This is a genomic window from Burkholderia sp. B10 (assembly GCF_004368385.1).
Lineage (GTDB): Bacteria > Pseudomonadota > Gammaproteobacteria > Burkholderiales > Burkholderiaceae > Burkholderia > Burkholderia vietnamiensis.
The window spans coordinates 32,872-51,925 of the sequence record NZ_PQMX01000006.1 but is presented as its reverse complement, the minus strand read 5'-3'; the positions used below and the strand labels follow the sequence as shown (position 1 = coordinate 51,925).

The following is a 19,054-nucleotide window of genomic DNA, read 5'->3' as shown; positions in this document are numbered from 1 at the left end:
GTGATCGCGCTCACTCCAGATAACGGCCGCCGCCCGGAATTCTTGAGGGACGGCGGCCGTCATCGGTGCGGCGTCACGTGGTCACTTGGTGACGAGGTCGACCGGCGTCTCGACCACGCCGGACAGCTCAGACTGCTTGCGATGCTCGGCGATGGCCTTCAGCGCCGTGTCGATGCCGAACACCGCCTGCTTCGCCGCGTACTGGTCGGCGGTCGCGAGCACGCGGCCGTCCTTCAGCATCGGCTTGATCGCGTTGATGTTGTCGTAGCCGACCACCAGCACCTTGCCCTGCTTGCCCGCCGCCCGCACCGCCGACACGGCGCCGATCGCCATGTTGTCGTTGCCGCACAGGAGCGCGCGCAGGTTCGGGTATTCGTTGAGCATCGCGGACGCGACCGCGTTGCCCTTGTCGATCTCCCATTCGCCCGACTGCACCGACACGACCTTCATGCCGCCCGCCTTCATCGCATCCTGGAAGCCGGCCGTGCGCTGCTGCGCGTTGGTGGTCGTCGACACGCCTTCGACGATGCCGACCTGGTCGCCCGCCTTGAGCCTCTTCGCGAGGTAGTCGCCGACCTTGCGCGCGCCCTTGCGGTTGTCCGGGCCGACGAACGGCACGTTCAGGTTCTTCGACTTCAGCACGTCGGGATCGAGCCGGTTGTCGATGTTCACGACGACGATGCCCGCGTCGACCGCCTTCTTCACCACCGGCACGAGCGCCTTCGAATCGGCCGGCGCGAGCACGATCGCGTCGACCTTCGACACGATCATCTGCTCGACGATGCGGATCTGGTTGGCGGTGTCGGTCTCGTCCTTGATGCCGTTCGTGACCAGGTCGAACTGGCCGGCGTTGTGCTTCTGGTATTCCTTCGCGCCGTTTTCCATCGTCAGGAAGAACTCGTTGGCGAGCGACTTCATCACCAGCGCGACCTTCGGCTTGGCCGCAGACTGCGCATACGCGGCCGGGGTGGCGGCGACCGCGACGGCGGCGAGCGCGGCGGTCAGGAAGCGACGGCGAAACAGGACCTTCATACTCATCTCCTGGCGATCGGCCCGGCGGGCCGGATTGTTTTGTTTGGCTGTTGTTTTAATGCAAGCAAACGTTTGCGCTACATGAGCCGGACATTGGCCATCGATGCTGCTTGTCGGTATCACGAAATGGAAACGGGGCAGACGGCCGACTGCCTGGCGCGCGCTGTCGTCGACGCGCCACCGCCGGCGGGAAGCCGGCGGAGTGACGGCTATGCTGTACCGTTTCGGTTCGGCGCGCAACCCGGGCGATCGCTATTTAAGGGTTTGTTCTGAGCGGGCTGGGGTGCGTTACGCCGCGATGGCTGGTTATGCTGCGGCGGTACGTTGCGGCAGGACTTGCCGGCGCGGTGTTTCCAGATGTGGCGGATGTGCCACCTCCAGCCGAGGCGATGCGCTTCAGACCGTCGCGTGAATCGCGGCAGCGCACCGTCAGCCGCGCCCGGCCGGCCGGACCACGCGATGCCGCGTCGTCGCGCGGCCGCAGGGATCGGCAGGCGAGCGCCCGCCTGCCGCCCTTCACTTCGCCGCCAGTTACACCGCCTCGCGCAACTGCGCCGCGATCTCGGCTTCGTTCAACTGCGGCGCGAACATCTCGATCAGGCGGTAAGCATAGGCGCGCAGGAACGCGCCTTTGCGCAGCCCGACGCGGGTCGTGCTCGCCTCGAACAGGTGCTGCGTGTCGAGCGCGACGAGCCCCGTGTCGCGCTGCGGATCGAACGCCATCGCCGCGACCACGCCGATCCCCATCCCGAGCTCGACGTAAGTCTTGATGACGTCAGCATCGATCGCGGTCAGCACGACGTCGGGCACCGCGCCGGCCTGCGCGAACGCCTGGTCGATGTGCGAGCGGCCGGTGAAATCCTGGTCGTAGGTGATGATCGGATATTCGGCGATCTCGTCGAGCGTCAGATGCTCGCGTCCGACGAGCGGATGCCCTTTGGGCACGACGACCGTGTGGTGCCACGAATAGCACGGGAACGTGACGATGTCCGGATAGCGGTCGAGCGCCTCGGTCGAGATGCCGAGATCGGCTTCGCCGTTCAGGATCATCTGCGCGATCTGCTGCGGGCTACCCTGGCGCAGCGCGAGATGCACCTTCGGGAACACTTCGGTGAACTGGCGGATCACCTTCGGCAGCGCGTAGCGCGCCTGCGTGTGCGTCGTCGCGACGACGAGGTGGCCGCTGTCCTGATCGGCGAACTGGCGCGCGACGCGCCGCAGGTTCTCGGCGTCGAGCAGCATCCGCTCGATCAGCTGGTGCACGGCCTTGCCCGGCTCGGTGAGGCCGGTGAGCCGCTTGCCGCGCCGGATGAAGATGTCGACGCCCAGCTCGTCCTCGAGATCCTTGATCTGCTTCGACACGCCCGACTGCGACGTGTACAGCACGTTCGCGACTTCGGTCAGGTTCATGTTCTGGCGCACGGCCTCGCGCACGAAGCGCAATTGCTGAAAATTCATGGGTATGCCTCTTGGGCTGTCGTTGTTCGAAGATCGATCGGGAGCGGTATCCGCCCTCTTCTCATGACCGGGTTCGGGCGTCAGTGTGCGGGAAAGACCCGCAGCGCGCGCGGCACGGCCGTCGCGCCGTCGCCGACCTGCAGCGCGAGCGCACGCCACGCGTCGCGATCGAGCTCGGCTTCCAGCGCCCCGCCCGTGCGCGCCTCCAGCTCGACGCGCACCGAACCGCCGAGCGGAATCACGCGGCGCACGTCCACCGCGATGCCGTCGCGATGGCCGTCGCCCACCGGCCACAGCTGCAGGTCGTGCGGCCGCACGTAGGCGTGTGCGGGGCCCGCGAAATCGGCGTCGACCGCGATCGACGCCGCCGCGCCCTCGGCGACGAAACCGCGCGCGGCGACCGTGCCCGGCAGCCGGTTCGCCGCGCCGAGGAATTCGTAGACGAACGCGCTTTGCGGATGGTCGTAGACGTCCTGCGGGCTGCCGACCTGCTCGACGTGACCGCGGTTCAGCACGACGATGCGATCGGCCACTTCGAGCGCCTCCTCCTGGTCGTGCGTGACGAAGATCGTCGAGATGTGCAGGTCGTCGTGCAGGCGCCGCAGCCAGCTGCGCAGTTCCTTGCGCACCTTCGCGTCGAGCGCGCCGAACGGCTCGTCGAGCAGCAGCACCTTCGGCTCCACCGCGAGCGCGCGAGCCAGCGCGATGCGCTGGCGCTGGCCGCCCGACAGTTCGGACGGATAGCGCTGCGCGAGCCAGTCGAGCTGCACGAGCTTCAGCAGCTCGTGCACCTTGTCGCGAATCACCGTTTCCGACGGGCGTTCGCGGCGCGGCTTCACGCGCAGGCCGAACGCGACGTTCTCGAACACGGTCATGTGGCGGAACAGCGCGTAATGCTGGAACACGAAGCCGACCTGGCGATCGCGCGCGCCGACCGACGCGACGTCGAGGCCCTGCAGCACGACCTGGCCGGCGTCCGCGTGCTCGAGGCCCGCGATCACGCGCAGCAGCGTGGTCTTGCCGCAGCCGGACGGCCCGAGCAGCGCGACGAGCTCGCCCGGCGGGAAATCGAGCGACACGTTGTCGAGCGCGGTGAAATCGCCGAAGCGCTTCTGAAGATGACGGACGGTGATACCCATTCTGTTTGCCTCTTTACGATTTCGACGAAACGGCCGCGACGGGGCCGGCATGAGCGGGAACGTCGTCGCGTGCCCCGGCCAGTTCGGCGGCGAGGTGACGCTCGGCGAGCAGCTTCAGCGCGAGCGTGACGAGCGCGAGCAGCGCAAGCACCGACGCCACCGCGAACGCCGCCGCGAAGTTGTATTCGTTGTACAGGATCTCGACGTGCAGCGGCATCGTGTCGGTCACGCCGCGGATGTGGCCGGACACGACCGACACCGCGCCGAACTCGCCCATCGCGCGCGCATTGCAGAGGATCACGCCGTACAGCAGGCCCCACTTCACGTTCGGCAACGTCACGCGCCGGAAGATCTGCCAGCCCGACGCGCCGAGCACGCGCGCGGCTTCCTCCTCGTCGCTGCCCTGCGCCTGCATCAGCGGGATCAGCTCGCGCGCGACGAACGGGAACGTGACGAAGATCGTCGCGAGCACGATGCCCGGCACCGCGAAGATGATCTGCACGTCGTGGTCCTGCAGCCACGGCCCGAGCCAGCCCTGCGCACCGAACAACAGCACGTAGACGAGCCCCGAGATCACCGGCGACACGGAGAACGGCAGGTCGATCAGCGTGGTCAGCAACGCCTTGCCGCGGAACTCGAACTTCGCGATCGCCCACGACGCGCACACGCCGAACACGAGATTGAGCGGCACCGCGATCACGGCCACCGTCAGCGTCAGCCTGATCGCCGACCACGCGTCCGGATCGGCGAGCGATTCGAGATAGAAGCCGACGCCCTTGCGCAGCGCCTCGAAGAACACCGCGGCGAGCGGCACGACGAGGAAGAACGCGAGGAACGCGAGCGCGACGCCGATCAGCAGCCAGCGCACGGCGCGCGGCTCGCTCACGGGATCGAGCCGCGTCGCCGCGCGGGCGTGCGCGGCGGCATGGTTGTTCGACACGATGCTGGACTGGCGGCTCATTGCGCACCTCCCGCGGCGCTCGCGGCCACCGCGACGGGCGCGCTCGCGCCCCGGCTCGTGCGGCGCTGCAGATACCACTGCAGCGTGTTGATCAGCAGCAGCATCAGGAACGACACGACCAGCATCACGACCGCCAGCGCGGTCGCGCCCGCGTAGTCGTACTGCTCGAGCTTCGTGATGATCAGCAGCGATGTGATCTCCGACTTCATCGGCACGTTGCCGGCGATGAAGATCACCGACCCGTACTCGCCCAGCGCGCGCGCGAACGCGAGCGCGAAGCCGGTGAGCAGCGCGGGCAGCAAGGCCGGCAGCACGACGCGGCGGAACGTGAGCCAGCGCGACGCGCCGAGGCATGCGGCGGCCTCCTCCTGCTCGCGCTCGAAATCCTCGAGCACGGGCTGCACGGTGCGCACGACGAACGGCAGCCCGATGAACGTCAACGCGACCAGCACGCCGGCCGGCGTGAACGCGATCTTGATGCCGAGCGGCGCGAGATACTGGCCGACCCAGCCGTTGGTCGCGTAGACGGCCGCGAGCGAGATGCCGGCGACGGACGTCGGCAGCGCGAACGGCAGGTCGACGATCGCATCGACGACCCGCTTGAACGGGAACGTGTAGCGCACCAGCACCCACGCGACGAGAAAGCCGAACACGGCGTTGATCAACGCGCCGCCGAGTGCGGCCGAAAACGTCAGCCGGTACGACGCGAGCACGCGCGGCGACGTGACGGCCGCGACGAACTGGTCCCACGACAAGGTCGCGGTCTTGAGAAATGTGGCGGCGAGCGGAATCAGCACCACGAGGCTCAAATACGCCACCGTGATGCCGAGCGTCACGCCGAAACCGGGCAGCGCGCTCGGCTTGCGAAAGATGTACGTCGTCATCGGATGCTCTTGCTGGGTCGATGCTGCTCATGGGCCCGACGCATATGCCGGCGCTCGGAATCGCGCGCCGGCCCGTCGGGTATGCGGCGCGCTGTCGTGGCGCGCCGCTGTCGTTATCGTGTGCTGCGTGTCGTTACTGCGTGGCGTTATTGCGGCTTGTAGATCGAATCGAACACGCCGCCGTCCGCGAAATGCGTCTTCTGCGCATTCGTCCAGCCGCCGAACGTGTCGTCCACCGTGTACAGCTTGAGCTTCGGGAACTGCTTCGTCAGCTCCGCCGGCACGTTCTTCGAGCGCGGCCGGTAGTAGTTGCGCGCGGCGATCTCCTGGCCCTGCGGGCTGTACAGGAAATTCAGGTAGGCCTCGGCCAGCTTGCGCGTGCCCTTCTTGTCGACCACCTTGTCGACCACCGCGACGGGCGGCTCGGCGAGGATGCTCACCGACGGCACCACGATCTCGAACTTGTCGGTGCCGAATTCCTTGATCGACAGGAACGCCTCGTTCTCCCACGCGATCAGCACGTCGCCAATGCCGCGCTGCACGAAGCTCGTCGTCGCGCCGCGCGCGCCGGAGTCGAGCACGCCTGCATTCTTGTAGAGCTTCGTCACGAACTCCTTCGCGCTCTGCTCGCTGCCGCCCGGCTTGTGCACCGCGTACGCCCACGCGGCCAGATAGTTCCAGCGCGCGCCGCCCGAGGTCTTTGGGTTCGGCGTGACGATCGAAATGCCGGGCTTGGTCAGATCGTCCCAGTCCTTGATGCCCTTCGGGTTGCCCTTGCGCACCAGGAACACGATCGTCGACGTGTACGGCGATGCGTTGTCCGGCAGGCGCTTCTGCCAGTCCTTCGCGACGAGCCCCTTGTTCGCGAGCGCATCGATGTCGTATGCCAGCGCGAGCGTGACCACGTCGGCCTGCAGCCCGTCGAGCACCGAGCGCGCCTGCGCGCCCGAGCCGCCGTGCGACTGCTTGAAGTTGACCGTCTCGCCCGTCTTCGCCTTCCATTCCTTGCCGAACGCCTGGTTGTAGTCCTGGTACAGCTCGCGCGTCGGGTCGTAGGACACGTTCAGGAACGTCGTGTCGGCCCATGCGTGCGAGGCGACGCCGAGCGCGGCCGCCGCGCCCAGCGCCAGTGTTGCGATCAGGCGCCCCGCTGCGCCGCCCAGCCCCGTATTGCGCTTCGCCATCATTGGTTCTCCAGTGTCGTCGGTGTTGCGATGTCGGGCCAGTCTAACGAACGGGTTACATTATTAAAAATAATCGTTCTTCATTTTTTAATACTCAAAAGTGCTAACGCAGACTGGGCGGACGGTTGCGGCGGATGAACCGGCGTCGGGACGTCGCAAAACGACGGCGGAACCGGCGCGATCGCATCGAACCTCAAGTAACACTTGAAATTCGCGAAGTACTGTATAAAAATACAGCTCACTGTCTATCCATACAGTTGAGCCATGACCAAACTCACCGCACGTCAGCAGCAAGTGTTCGACTTGATCCGCCGCGCGATCGAGCGCTCGGGTTTCCCGCCCACGCGCGCCGAGATCGCCGCCGAACTGGGCTTCAGCTCGCCGAATGCAGCCGAGGAGCACCTGCGCGCGCTGGCGCGCAAGGGCGTGATCGAGCTGGCGGCAGGCGCCTCGCGCGGCATCCGCCTGCTCGGCATCGACGACATGCCGCACCAGTTCACGTTGCCGCACGCCGGGCTGATGCAGTTGTCGCTGCCGCTCGTCGGCCGCGTCGCTGCCGGTAGCCCGATCCTTGCGCAGGAACACATCTCGCAGCATTACGCGTGCGATCCGGCGCTCTTCACGAGCAAGCCCGACTATCTGTTGAAGGTGCGCGGCCTGTCGATGCGCGACGCCGGCATTCTCGACGGCGACCTCCTCGCGGTGCAAAAGCGCACCGAAGCGAAGGACGGCCAGATCATCGTCGCGCGGCTGGGCGACGACGTCACCGTCAAGCGCCTGATGCGCCGTCCCGGCGGCATCGAGCTGATCGCGGAGAACCCGGATTACGAAAACATCTTCGTCAAAGCCGGCAGCGCGGAATTTGCGCTGGAAGGCATCGCCGTCGGGCTGATCCGCTCGGGCGAACTCTGACAATCGGTCTCGCTGAGGAGAACACCATGGAACGCCTGTCCCGTCTGCTGCCTTTCCGTCAATTCGGCCGCCTGCGTCACCTGCGCGGCCGCACGCCCTGCGCGCCGCTGTCCGCTGCGGCGCCCGCAGTGAGCGAAGAAGTCGCAGTCGAACGGCAGGCGTCGCTGCTGCCGTCGGCGCTGCCCGCATTCGCGCGGGTCTCGCTGAATGCCGGCCTGAATCATGCGGAACCGGCGCGCCGCGCACCGGTGCGCGTCTATCACGGCCGCTCGCGCCTGATCATGGTGGGGACGATCGACGCCGTCTGCCGGATGATCGACCGTTGCATCGCCGAGGAACGATCGGCAGCGCACCACGGTCTCTGAGGGCGGAACCCATCCGCACCGGAGGCATCGTGACTGGATCTGCGGGCCGCGTCCGGCGGCTCAAGCCGCTACTGATCGCCATGCTGATCGTCGCCGTACTGGCGGCGATCGGTTACGCATATGCGTCGCCATACGTGGCACTCGGCCGGCTCAAATCGGCAATCGATGCGCGCGATGCGCAGGCGGTCAGCGAGTACGTCGATTTTCCGTCGCTGCGCATCAGTCTGAAGCAGCAGGTCACGGAAGAATTGATGCGCCGGATCGACGCGGTGAAGAAGAACAATCCGTTCGCGGTGCTGGGCGCGTTGATCGGGTCTGCGTTGATCGGCCCGCTGGTCGACGCGTACGCGACGCCGGAAGGTGTTGCAGCGTTGATGAGCGGCATCCCGCCGCGCGGTAGTCCCGGCGAACGGCCTCCCGAATGGGCCGGCTCGCCGTCGGGGTCGCCGTCAGGCACCGCGCCAGCCAGCGCGCCGGCTGTGCCACCGACGAGCGCCGGCAGTCCAGCGAGCGTGCCGGCACCCGCCAGCGGCGCCACATCGGTCCCGGCGCCCGCGCCCGCCGGCGCGAGCGAACCCAGCCGGACGCAGCAAATGAGCGCGGGCTACCGCAATATCGACGAGTTCGTCGTGACATACCAGCGCAGCGCCGACGACACACGCTACGCGGCGATTTTCCACCGCTTCGGCCAGTTTACGTGGAAGCTCGCGGCAATCGACCTGCACGGTTGAGCGCGCGTTGCCGGTAGGCGATGCCGCGGATGCGGCACGCGCTCATCGCGAAGCCAGCGAGCTGGTCATGCGGCAAACGCGTGCATCCTCGTGCCATTAGCCCACTATTTACCGCTCGCGGTAGCCGCCTCGCGCTCGCGTGCGATTTCGGCCTTCTGCTCCTGGGCCGACGAACATGCGACGAGGATGCTGCAGTTCACGCGATCGAGCAGTAGCGTGTTGCCGGCCCCCATCCACCATCTAGACAATCCGCTACGACAGCGATGGCCGACGACGACGAGGTCGGCGCCGATCTCGGTTGCGAGGTTCGCGATTTCGTCGATCGGGTAGCCGAACGCAAAATGACCTTCGGCCTGCACGCCGCGCTCGCGCAGCCAGTTCACCCCTTCCTGGAGGATCTCGCGCGCGGTTTCCTCGAAGCGGCCGCACGCGACATCGGTCAGCAGTCCCGCGCTCTGCGCGATGCTCGAGCGCATGTCGACGACCGACAGCAAATGCGTTTCCGCCTTCAGGTCGAGCGCGAGATTCGCACCGCACCGCAGTGCCTTGCGTCCCTCGAGCGTGCCGTCGTAGCAAAGCAGAATCTTGTTGTAGCTAGCCATGAAACCTCCCGGTCGCGACTACGTGCGCTATGCAATCATCATGGTGCGCCGCAATCCAACGCGCAAGGGATGGAAAACGCTGATTCGCCGCACCACGCGCGTCGGCGATGATGCAGCGCACGATTCGTGTGCGCATCCGACGCAAACCGCAGGCCCGCGCTGAAGCAGCGCGGTCGATGCACTAGAATGGGTCGTCCGTGCCGTCAGCGCGGGCACGCGAGCCATGTCCGTGTGACCGGCGACAGTCCGAGCCGTTCGCATGCGGCGCGTGGCATCCGCCGAGCCGGCCGGCGCGGCGGCGCCCGTTCACAACGACACCCTGCCCATGTCCGTTGCACCGATCGATTTCCGGAACGTCGAAAAACGCTATGGCGACCGACTCGTCGTCAACGACCTGTCCTTCCACGTCGAGGCCGGCGAATGCTACGGGCTGCTCGGCCCGAACGGCGCCGGCAAGACCACCACACTGAAAATGCTGCTCGGCCTCGTCTATCCGGACGCGGGCGCCATTTCGCTCTGCGGCGAGCCGGTCCCGTCGCGCGCCCGCCATGCGCGCCGGCGCGTCGGCGTCGTGCCGCAATTCGACAATCTCGATCCGGACTTCGCGGTCCGCGAGAACCTGCTCGTGTTCAGCCGCTATTTCGGGATCTCCGCGCCGGCCGCGCGCGCACTCGTGCCGCCGCTGCTCGAATTCGCGAAGCTGGAGAACAAGGCGGACGCGCGCGTCGGCGAGTTGTCGGGCGGCATGAAGCGGCGCCTGACGCTCGCGCGGGCGCTCGTGAACGATCCCGACGTGCTGGTGCTCGACGAGCCGACGACCGGCCTCGATCCGCAGGCGCGGCACCTGATGTGGGAGCGCTTGCGCTCGCTGCTCGCGCGCGGCAAGACGATCCTGATCACGACGCACTTCATGGAAGAAGCCGAGCGCCTGTGCGATCGGCTGTGCGTGATCGAGGAAGGCCGCAAGATCGCCGAAGGCGCGCCGCACGCGCTGATCGAGTCGGAGATCGGTTGCGACGTGATCGAGATCTACGGGCCGGATCCGGTCGCGCTGCGCGACGAGGTGGCGTCGTTCGCCGAGCGCACCGAGATCAGCGGCGAAACGCTGTTCTGCTACGTGAGCGACCCCGAACCGCTCGCCGCGCGACTCAAAGGCCGTGCGGGATTGCGCTATCTGCACCGTCCGGCCAATCTGGAAGACGTGTTCCTGCGGCTCACGGGCCGCGAAATGCAGGACTGACCGACCATGGACGTTCGCAACTATTCCGCCTCCACATCGTCCGCCCCGCCGCGCGAAACGCGCTTCGCGATCGCGCTGCCCGCGAATGCGACCAACTGGATCGCGGTGTGGCGGCGCAATTATCTGGTGTGGCGAAAGCTCGCGCTCGCGTCGCTGTTCGGCAATCTCGCCGATCCGATGATCTACCTGTTCGGGCTGGGATTCGGGCTGGGGCTGATGCTCGGGCACGTCGACGGCGTGTCGTATATCGCGTTCCTCGCGGCCGGCACGGTCGGTTCGAGCGTGATGATGTCCGCGAGCTTCGAGTCGATGTATTCGGGCTTCTCGCGCATGCACGTGCAGCGCACGTGGGAAGCGATCATGCACACGCCGCTCGCGCTCGGCGACATCGTGCTCGGGGAGATCGTCTGGGGCGCGAGCAAGGCGCTGTTGTCGGGCGCCGCGATCATGCTGGTCGCCGGCCTGCTCGGCTATGCGCGGTTTCCGTCGATGCTCGCGGCGCTGCCGGTGATCGCGCTCGCCGGCCTCGCGTTCGCGAGCACCGCGATGATCGTCACCGCGCTCGCGCCGTCCTACGACTTCTTCATGTTCTACCAGACGCTCGTGCTGACGCCGATGCTGCTGCTGTCCGGCGTGTTCTTCCCGATCACGCAGTTGCCGCCGCTCGCGCAGCACGCCGCGCATCTGCTGCCGCTCGCGAACGCGGTCGAACTGATCCGGCCCGCGATGCTCGGCCGGCCGGCAACCGACGTCGGGCTGCACGTCGCGGTGCTCGCCGCCTATGCGCTCAGCGGCTTCGTGGTGTCGGCGTGGCTGTTCCGGCGGCGGATGATGCGCTGACGCGCACGCGCATACCGCGCCGGCCGGTGTGCCGAGCCGACGACGACGTCACTCGTCGTCGTCGCTCCACGGAATTTCGACGTCGGTCAGGAACGCGACGGTCGCCAGCGGGCCGCCTTCCTGACGACCGAGCTTGCCGTCCGCGCGATGCCACTCGACGCGGAACTGCGTGCCGGGATCGTCGGCGATCAGATAGACCGCGCGCAATTCCTCCGCGTCGGCCTCGGCTACCGGACCGTCGAACGACACCAGCATCTTTTGCGGCCACAGCCCGTTGACCGGGTCGTAGATGCGATCGCCGTGCGGAATCTCGATGCTCGCTTCGACGCCGATCGTGGCGGACGCTTCGATGATCATCGTGCCGAGCGCGTTCAGCACGGCCGTGGCGCGTGCGGAATTGGCCTGGCGGATCGCGAGATCGCCGCGCGTCAGCGCCTTTTCGAGTCGAGGATGAATCTTCGGTTGGGTCATGCGTTTTCCTGTTTGCTTCTTGTAAAGGGCACCGCACGCGTGTAGCGGCGGCGCCGGGTGAATACGAGGCGCGGGCGGCGCGCCGGCCGGCCGGTCACCGGGCACGCGCACACGGCCGGCTCGCTGGTCCGCATGGGCGGCTGTCGCGCGCGGCTACTGCGGTGACAGCGGCGGCAGCAGCGAGCATCCGCCAATACGGCGCCGGCCGCCGGTCAGAACCCGAACGCGATCGCGAGCAGCCCGCTCACGACCCCGAACACGACGACGAGCACCGAGACGATCGCCAGCATGTACGGCTTGAAAGAGCGCGCGAGCATCGCGAGCGACGGCACGCTGATCGGCGGCAGCGTCATCAGCAGCGCGGCGGCCGGGCCGACGCCCATGCCGAGCGACAGCATCGCCTGGATGATCGGCACCTCGCCGGCGGTCGGGATCACGAACAGCGTACCGGCGACCGCGAACGCGACGATCCAGCCGAGATGGTTGCCGATGTCCGGACCGATGTGCGGGAACAGCCACGCGCGCGCCGCGCCGAGCAGCAGCACGAGCACGATGTATTCGGGCACGAGCCGCACGGCCATGCGCGCGAGCAGCTTCACCCAGCGGACGAACGGATTGCCCGCGGCGGCCTGCTCGGCCGCCAGCGCGGCGAGCTGCGCGTCGTCGATGCTGCGATCCTCGGGGCGCGCGATGCGGTTCAGCAGATAGCCGATCCCGAACACCATCGCGACGCCGAGCACGAGACGCAGCGCGCTCCATTGCCAGCCGAGCACGAAGCCCATGAACACCAGCGCGGCCGGATTGAGCACCGTGTTGCCGAGCCAGAACGCGACCGCACCGCCCGGCGATGCATGCCGCGCGCGCAGGCCCGCGACGACCGGCGCCGCGCAGCAGGTGCACATCATGCCCGGCAGCGACAGCAGGCCGCCCGCGGCGACGCTGCCGAAGCCGCTGCGACCGAGCACGCGCGCGACCCAGTGCGCGGGCAACAGCGCCTGCACGGCCGAACCGAGCAGCAGGCCGAGCACCATCGCCTGCCAGATCGCCTTGCCGTACGCCCATGCGTAGTCGAGCGCCGCCTTCAGCGACGGTTCGGGCGCGTTCGCCGACGTGCCCATCAGGATCGAGTTGCCGATCGAGTGATGCTCGGCGGCGACGAACGCCTTGTTGTAGTACGGGAACCATTTCACGTAGAACAGGCCCGCGACTGCGATCAGCAGGAAGGTCATCCAGCCGAGCGCCGGACTGGGTTGGGAGCGTGTGGTCGTCATCGTGTGGGAGTCGTTGCGTTGTTGTGGGTATCGGTATTGGTGTCGGCACGCGCCGCCGCATCGCCCGCGGGCGATGCCGGCAGGCCGGCCTGCGCGAGCGCATCGAGCAACGCGCGCGCCTGATCGCGCGCGTCGGCTGCGTTCGGCCGGAACGTGAACGTCAGCACGCGGTTCGGTCTGTCGTACGACGAACGATAGGTGCGCGCATAGGCAGGATCGTAATGCCGGTCGATCAGCGCGCGGAACAGGTCGGCGCGCGCATCGGCGTCGACCAGCGCGCTCCAGTGCGCGACCTCTTCGCGGCTGTGCAGCCCGATCAGCCGCGCGAGTTGCGCCTTGAACGCGTCGCGGTCGTCGAACAGATGCGCATAGTCGTCGAGCAGGAACGCGATGCGCTCGTCGTGCGCGGCCTCGACCTGCACCCACGGCCCCGCACGGAACGCATCGAGCAAGGCGAGCGGCAGTTGCACCAGCCCGATCTTGCGGCTTTCGGACTCGACGAACACCGGCCACGCGGGGTCGAAACGTTCGAGCGTCCCGACCAGCCCCGAATCGAACGCCTTCTGCGTCGGCTGCGACACGCCCGGCAGCGCGCCGAGCAGCGAGCCGCGATGACGGGCGAGCGCCTCGAGATCGAGCGTCTGCGCCCCTTCTGCGCGCAGCGCGTTCAGCAGCCGTGTCTTGCCGCAGCCCGTATGACCGACGAGCGTGATATAGCGAAACTGCGTGGGCAGCGTATCGAGCGTCGCGCACACCGAGCGCCGGTATGCCTTGTAGCCACCGTCGAGCTGGCGCGCCTGCCAGCCGATCAGGTTGAACCAGGCCGTCATCGAACCCGAGCGCTTGCCGCCGCGCCAGCAATAGATCAGCGGCCGCCAGTTGCGCGGACGGTCGGCGAAGGTGGTATCGAGATGCCGCGCGATGTTGCGCGCGACCATCGCCGCGCCGACCCGCGTCGCTTCGTACGGCGACACCTGACGGTACATCGTGCCGACGATCACGCGCTCCTCGTTACTGAGTACGGGCGCGTTCAGCGCGCCGGGGATGTGGTCCTCGGCGAACTCGAGCGGCGTGCGCACGTCGATGATCTCGTCGAACTCGCCGGCGCGATCGAGGGTGACAATCAGGTTCTTCAATTTGGCGTCGAACAGGGGCGATGCGGCTCGGCGAGCCGCACGGGCACGGAAGGCGGATTCGCAATTATCTCACGGCCGGGCGTCGCCGGCGGCGTGCGGTCGGCGTGGCGCTCATCGCGTCGAGCAGGTGATCGCGAAAAGCGCGCACGGGCGCCACAGCGAGAAACCGGCGCGGCGCGCCTTGAAGGCGGCGAGCGCGCCGGGCAGGAACTCGCTCAAGAATCCCTCCGGGCACACAATCTTCAACACGCTGCCATACAGCACTTCCAGCACGCCGATTTCCTTCATCGCGTGCTCGACCTCCAACAGGCAGCCGTGCGAAGTGCAGCAGCCGCTCGCCGCCCGGCAACCAGCTCGCGCCTGGACTGTACCTGATGGGCTGGCGCCGTTCGGTCTTGCCGCACAGCCGAGCGCGCGCATCCGGCTCGGGATGCGCTGACCACGCTGCGCCATGAAGCGACCTCGCAGCATCGATAGCGATGCCGCGCGTTGATCGAGGCCGCTTACGGCGCCGGGTTCGGCTGCAATTCGTGCAGCGCGTCGATTTCGGCGAGGACCTCGTCGGACAGCTTCACGTCGATGCTGCCGATGTTCTCCTTCAGCTGCTCGAGCGACGTCGCGCCGATCAGGTTGCTGCGCACGAACGGCCGGCTGTTGACGAACGCGAGCGCGAGCTGCGCGGGCGACAACCCGTGGCGCTGCGCGAGTGCGACGTAGCGCGACGTCGCGGCAACGGTGTGCGGCTTGCTGTAACGCTGAAAGCGCTCGAACAGCGTGATGCGCGCACCGGCCGGCCGCGCGCCGTTTTCGTACTTGCCCGACAGCCAGCCGAACGCGAGCGGCGAATACGCGAGCAGACCGATGCCGTCACGATGGGTGAACTCCGACAGGCCATTCTCGAACGTGCGGTTCAGCAGGCTGTACGGATTCTGGATGCTCGCGATGCGCGGCAACCCGAGCCGCTCGGCCGCGCGCAGGAACTGCGCGACGCCCCACGGCGTTTCGTTCGACACGCCGATCGCGCGGACCTTGCCGGCCTTCACGAACTCCGCGAGCACGCCGAGCGTTTCCTCGATCGGCACCGTATAGGCATCGTCGATCCACGGATACGCGCTACGGCCGAACGTCGTCGTGCTGCGATCGGGCCAGTGCAGCTGGTACAGGTCGACATAGTCGGTCTGCAGACGCTTCAGGCTGCCATCGAGCGCCTCGGTCAGATTCTTGCGGTCGAACTGATTGCCTTCGCCGCGAATGTGACGCGGGTTGTGCGGCTGTCGCGCCGGGCCGGCGATTTTCGTCGCGAGCACGATGCGTGCGCGCTGCGCACGATGTTGCGCGAGCCAGGTGCCGATGTACTGCTCGGTGCGGCCCTGCGTGTCGGCCTTCGGCGGCACCGGGTACATCTCCGCGGTATCGATCAGCGTCACGCCCTGCGCGAGCGCGTAATCGATCTGCTCGTGCGCGTCGCGCTCCGAATTCTGCTCGCCCCAAGTCATCGTGCCCAGGCCGATCAGGCTGACCTCGATGCCGGAATCGCCGAGTGTGCGGTATTCCATGGTGCTCCCGTCGCGTCAGTGGAAAGCAGGAACGCTATCACATCGGCGCGCGCCGTTCAGATGGGCCGTGCGTACGCTTACGGACCGCCTGCTGCCCCGGGCGCCGCACGTTGCCGCAGGCGATCCCGGTACCCGCACCCGCCACGTCGTCCGTTGCATCCACATCCGGGCGTGGCCGCGCCGCCCTGTCTGCGTTACACTCACGGCCCGCTGTCTCAAAATCATTCGCTGTCCACGATGTTGTCGCGCCAACGCCTCGCCGCCGCCTGTCTCGCCGCTTCCCTGCTCGCCACTCCGTTCGCCGCGTTCGGCAAGACGCACAACGAATCGCTGCTTCAGCAGGCGATCGATTTCGTCACGCAGCTGCTGCCCGCCCCCACCCATGCAGCGCCCGCCACGCAGGTCGTCGAATCGGCGTTCTCGCCCGATGGCGGCGCCGAGGCGCTGGTGCTGAAGGCGATCGGCGCAGCACGCACTTCCATCCGCGTGGCCGCCTATTCGTTCACGTCGCCGCCGATCACGCGCGCGCTGCTCGCCGCGAAGCGGCGCGGCGTCAACGTCGCGGTGGTCGTGGACGACAAGGGCAACCGCGCGAAAAGCAGCCAGCAGGCATTGAACCTGCTCGTCAACGCGGGCATCCCGACACGCACGATCGATGTGTACGCGATCCACCATGACAAGTACCTCGTGATCGACGCCGAGCATGTCGAGACGGGCTCGTTCAATTACAGCGCGTCGGCCGCCAGCCGTAATTCGGAGAACGTCGTCGTGGTGTGGAACAACCCGCAGCTCGCGTCGCGCTACCTCGCGCATTGGCAGAGCCGCTTCGACCAGGGCACGCCGTATCGCTCATCGTATTGACGCGCCGCATCGGCGCGATCGCCGTGGCCGTTCACGCACGCCGCGGTCGGCAAGCACCGCGACGTCGTCCATGATCCGCGTGGACGGCGCACGCATCAACCTGGCCGAATGGCCAGCCCCGCACGCACGACGCTAGCGCAGCCGGTACGAACGAGCGACGTCAGTGGATCTCGGCAGAAGAGCGTCCACCGCTCTGCGCCGTCGCGACACATCGCCCGGGATGCGCGTGCGCGTCGCTCGCGGAAGGCTTGGGCACGTCGCGCGCACCGCCCGGCAGCGCGCCGACGATACAGCCCGCACTGAAGGCCAGCGTGTTCTGGACCATCGGATAGAGCAGATACAGCGCAAACGCGAGATACGCTGCATACAGAAAACGGACCATGAGGCGATAGCGGAACGATTGATCTCGCCCCTGTTTACGGCCTCGCAGCGGGCGGCTTGAGCGCCCAGCCCGTTCTGGCGGCGCGATGGAGAATGCGCGATACTGATTCACAGTCGCTCGTCGGCGCGCCTTCGGCAGCAACCGCCGCCCGCCTGCTACGTCGTGTCCGCGCGAGGCGACATTCGTTCGATGACCGGCTGCCCATGCCGGCACCCGAGACAAAGACCCATGCAGATTGCTTCCAAACCGGCCGACGAGACGGCCCGGCTCGCCACACTCCATTCATTGTCGATTCTCGACACGCCGCCCGAAGAACGCTTCGACCGCATCACGCGCCTCGCGCGCCGGCTGTTCGACGTGCCGATCGCTGTCGTGAGCCTCGTCGATGAGGACCGCCAGTGGTTCAAGAGTCATCCGGGGCTCGACGCCACGCAGACTTCGCGCGACGTGTCGTTCTGCGCGCATGCGCTGCTCGCGGACGACACGATGGTCGTCAAGGACGCGCTCAACGACGATCGTTTCCACGACAACCCGCTCGTCACCGGCCAGCCCGGCATTCGCTTCTACGCAGGCCGTCCGCTTGCCGCGCCGAACGGCGCGCCGGTCGGCACGCTGTGCCTGATCGATACGCGGCCGCGTGAGCTGTGCGCCGACGAGCTCGCGCTGCTCGGCGATCTCGCCCACATGACCGAACGCGAAATCGCGGCGCTCCATCTCGCGACCACCGACGAGCTGACGCAACTGACAAACCGGCGCGGCTTCGAGATTCTCGCGCGTCAGGTGCTCGGCCTGTGCGAGCGCACGGGCCGGCAAGCGGCACTGCTGTTCTTCGACCTGAACGGTTTCAAGGCGATCAACGATCGCTGCGGCCATGCGGAAGGCGACCGTGCACTGAAGGCGTTCGCGCAGACGCTCACCGGCACGCTGCGCGACAGCGACGTGATCGCCCGGCTCGGCGGCGACGAGTTCGTCGTGCTGTTGAGCGCGATCGACCCGGCCGACGTCGGCGAGCCGATCGAACGCGTGAAGCAGGCGCTCGAGCGGCGCAACGCGGACGACGCGCGCGGTTACGCGATCCGCTTCAGCGTCGGCCACGTCGCTTACGATCCCGCCCGTCATCGCACGGTGGCCGACCTGCTCGATTCGGCCGACCGGCGCATGTACGAGGACAAGCGGCGCGGCAAGGCCACCGGCGGCTGAGCGCCGGCACGCCGCTGCCGATGCCGCGGCGGCGCGCGGCCGGGGCTGCGGCGTTCAGCCCGCTGCGTCGGCCCCGCGGGGCCTGCCTGCTGCGGTCAGCTGCCGCAAGGCGGCGCGCTGGCCATCGCCTCGGCGATCTGCCCGGGCGTCAGATCGCGCTGGTGGGTCGCGATCGACCAGCGATGACCGAACGGATCCTCGACCTGACCGTAGCGATCGCCCCAGAACATGTCGGCCGCCGGAACCCGGAGGGTCGCGCCGGCCGCGACGGCCTGCTCGATGGCCGCATCCACGTTCGGCACGAACAGATGCAGACTGACCGGCGTGCCCTTCAGCGCCTTCGGCCCGACCGCGCCGTGCTCGGGCATTTCATCCACGAGCATCAGCGCCGAATCGCCGATCGCGAGACACGCGTGCGCGAGCCGGCCGTCGGGCAGCATCAGGCGGAACCGTTCGGTGGCGTTGAACGCGCGCGTGTAGAACTCGATCGCGGCGGTTGCGCCGGCGCAGATCAGGTGCGGCGTCAGCGTGCGCATCCCTTCCGGAATCGGTTTGACGGACGTGGCCATGGGTGTCGCTCCTTCAGTGAGTTGTCGTATCGGAAACGGGACGGACGCGCGATGCATCCGCCGCCGATGACACGACGAACGGGCTCGACTGAAATCGACATCGGTTCGGAAATTTTTTTGCGTCGTGCCGGACCGGCACGAACGTACGCGGGCAGCGAGCGCGGTGCGGCGCCAACGGCGCGCTGGAGACCGGCGGCATCGCGTTTGCCGCCGCGGCGGGATGGGTCGTCGTGCTGCGCTGCGCAGTGCGGGCGCGCGCC

20 protein-coding genes and 1 pseudogene are annotated in these 19,054 nt (G+C 67.6%); 7 read left to right on the top strand and 14 right to left on the bottom strand.

The window, feature by feature from the left end; all coding sequences use genetic code 11:
• Positions 1-81: 81 nt before the first annotated feature.
• From C3Y15_RS04990 to C3Y15_RS04965, 6 genes are all read right to left on the bottom strand, one after another.
• Positions 82-1,032: a sugar ABC transporter substrate-binding protein gene (locus tag C3Y15_RS04990; RefSeq protein WP_059462586.1), complete on the bottom strand. Its 951-nt coding sequence runs from the start codon at positions 1,030-1,032 to the stop codon at positions 82-84.
• A gap of 531 nt (positions 1,033-1,563) precedes the next feature.
• A complete protein-coding gene (locus C3Y15_RS04985; protein WP_011884743.1) occupies positions 1,564-2,490 on the bottom strand; it encodes a CysB family HTH-type transcriptional regulator in 927 nt (308 codons plus the stop codon).
• Positions 2,491-2,570: 80 nt separating this feature from the next.
• Positions 2,571-3,629 carry a sulfate ABC transporter ATP-binding protein gene (locus C3Y15_RS04980; RefSeq protein ID WP_059475799.1) on the bottom strand — a complete coding sequence of 353 codons (1,059 nt, stop codon included), beginning with the start codon at positions 3,627-3,629 and terminating at the stop codon, positions 2,571-2,573.
• Between the two features lie 13 nt (positions 3,630-3,642).
• Positions 3,643-4,590 (bottom strand): sulfate ABC transporter permease subunit CysW, encoded by a 948-nt coding sequence (gene cysW, locus C3Y15_RS04975; RefSeq protein WP_045579131.1) that lies wholly within the window; start codon positions 4,588-4,590, stop codon positions 3,643-3,645.
• On the bottom strand, positions 4,587-5,474 hold the full coding sequence (cysT, locus tag C3Y15_RS04970; RefSeq protein WP_124259878.1) for a sulfate ABC transporter permease subunit CysT: 888 nt from the start codon (positions 5,472-5,474) through the stop codon (positions 4,587-4,589). The genes cysW and cysT overlap by 4 nt, the downstream gene beginning before the upstream one ends.
• 146 nt (positions 5,475-5,620) lie before the next feature.
• Positions 5,621-6,658, bottom strand: coding sequence for a sulfate ABC transporter substrate-binding protein (locus tag C3Y15_RS04965; protein WP_043291695.1), 1,038 nt, complete (start codon positions 6,656-6,658; stop codon positions 5,621-5,623).
• A gap of 264 nt (positions 6,659-6,922) precedes the next feature.
• On the opposite strand from C3Y15_RS04965, the gene lexA reads away from it, so the two are divergent.
• From lexA to C3Y15_RS04945, 3 genes are read left to right on the top strand one after another with little or no spacing between them, the layout of a single operon-like run.
• Positions 6,923-7,570, top strand: coding sequence for a transcriptional repressor LexA (gene lexA, locus C3Y15_RS04955; RefSeq protein ID WP_011884733.1), 648 nt, complete (start codon positions 6,923-6,925; stop codon positions 7,568-7,570).
• A gap of 26 nt (positions 7,571-7,596) precedes the next feature.
• Positions 7,597-7,935 (top strand): hypothetical protein, encoded by a 339-nt coding sequence (locus C3Y15_RS04950; protein WP_011884731.1) that lies wholly within the window; start codon positions 7,597-7,599, stop codon positions 7,933-7,935.
• Positions 7,936-7,964: 29 nt separating this feature from the next.
• Positions 7,965-8,666, top strand: a complete 702-nt coding sequence (locus C3Y15_RS04945; RefSeq protein ID WP_124259897.1) for a DUF2939 domain-containing protein — start codon at positions 7,965-7,967, stop codon at positions 8,664-8,666.
• A gap of 104 nt (positions 8,667-8,770) precedes the next feature.
• On the opposite strand, the gene C3Y15_RS04940 is transcribed toward C3Y15_RS04945, so the two are convergent.
• Positions 8,771-9,268, bottom strand: a complete 498-nt coding sequence (locus C3Y15_RS04940; protein WP_011884727.1) for a universal stress protein — start codon at positions 9,266-9,268, stop codon at positions 8,771-8,773.
• Between the two features lie 325 nt (positions 9,269-9,593).
• Between C3Y15_RS04940 and nodI the strand changes: the two genes are divergently transcribed.
• Together nodI and C3Y15_RS04930 are read left to right on the top strand one after the other, a co-directional pair.
• Positions 9,594-10,508, top strand: a complete 915-nt coding sequence (nodI, locus tag C3Y15_RS04935) for a nodulation factor ABC transporter ATP-binding protein NodI (RefSeq protein WP_124259877.1) — start codon at positions 9,594-9,596, stop codon at positions 10,506-10,508.
• Between the two features lie 6 nt (positions 10,509-10,514).
• Positions 10,515-11,348: an ABC transporter permease gene (locus tag C3Y15_RS04930; RefSeq protein WP_045579134.1), complete on the top strand. Its 834-nt coding sequence runs from the start codon at positions 10,515-10,517 to the stop codon at positions 11,346-11,348.
• Positions 11,349-11,396: 48 nt separating this feature from the next.
• Here the strand turns inward: C3Y15_RS04930 and C3Y15_RS04925 are convergent, their stop codons facing one another.
• The 5 genes and pseudogenes from C3Y15_RS04925 to C3Y15_RS04905 form a co-directional block, all read right to left on the bottom strand.
• On the bottom strand, positions 11,397-11,819 hold the full coding sequence (locus C3Y15_RS04925) for a hypothetical protein (RefSeq protein WP_011884724.1): 423 nt from the start codon (positions 11,817-11,819) through the stop codon (positions 11,397-11,399).
• Between the two features lie 212 nt (positions 11,820-12,031).
• Complete coding sequence (locus tag C3Y15_RS04920) at positions 12,032-13,090, bottom strand: permease (RefSeq protein ID WP_124259876.1); 1,059 nt, start codon at positions 13,088-13,090, stop codon at positions 12,032-12,034.
• Positions 13,087-14,226, bottom strand: a complete 1,140-nt coding sequence (mnmH, locus tag C3Y15_RS04915; protein WP_069224191.1) for a tRNA 2-selenouridine(34) synthase MnmH — start codon at positions 14,224-14,226, stop codon at positions 13,087-13,089. The genes C3Y15_RS04920 and mnmH overlap by 4 nt, the downstream gene beginning before the upstream one ends.
• Before the next feature lie 153 nt (positions 14,227-14,379).
• A pseudogene (locus C3Y15_RS04910) lies at positions 14,380-14,566 on the bottom strand (LysR family transcriptional regulator); the annotation flags it as partial.
• Positions 14,567-14,729: 163 nt separating this feature from the next.
• Complete coding sequence (locus C3Y15_RS04905; RefSeq protein WP_014722978.1) at positions 14,730-15,782, bottom strand: NADP(H)-dependent aldo-keto reductase; 1,053 nt, start codon at positions 15,780-15,782, stop codon at positions 14,730-14,732.
• Positions 15,783-16,019: 237 nt separating this feature from the next.
• Here C3Y15_RS04905 and C3Y15_RS04900 point away from each other — a divergent pair, with 237 nt between their 5' ends.
• Positions 16,020-16,643, top strand: coding sequence for a phospholipase D family protein (locus C3Y15_RS04900; protein ID WP_011884717.1), 624 nt, complete (start codon positions 16,020-16,022; stop codon positions 16,641-16,643).
• A 160-nt stretch (positions 16,644-16,803) separates the two neighbouring features.
• Here C3Y15_RS04900 and C3Y15_RS04895 read toward each other — a convergent pair whose 3' ends face one another.
• Entirely contained in the window at positions 16,804-17,025 is a 222-nt protein-coding gene (locus C3Y15_RS04895) for a hypothetical protein (protein ID WP_011884715.1), read from the bottom strand.
• A 228-nt stretch (positions 17,026-17,253) separates the two neighbouring features.
• Between C3Y15_RS04895 and C3Y15_RS04890 the strand changes: the two genes are divergently transcribed.
• Positions 17,254-18,225: a sensor domain-containing diguanylate cyclase gene (locus tag C3Y15_RS04890; RefSeq protein WP_011884713.1), complete on the top strand. Its 972-nt coding sequence runs from the start codon at positions 17,254-17,256 to the stop codon at positions 18,223-18,225.
• Positions 18,226-18,320: 95 nt separating this feature from the next.
• Here C3Y15_RS04890 and C3Y15_RS04885 read toward each other — a convergent pair whose 3' ends face one another.
• Entirely contained in the window at positions 18,321-18,794 is a 474-nt protein-coding gene (locus C3Y15_RS04885; protein ID WP_014722977.1) for a VOC family protein, read from the bottom strand.
• Between the last annotated feature and the right edge of the window lie 260 nt (positions 18,795-19,054).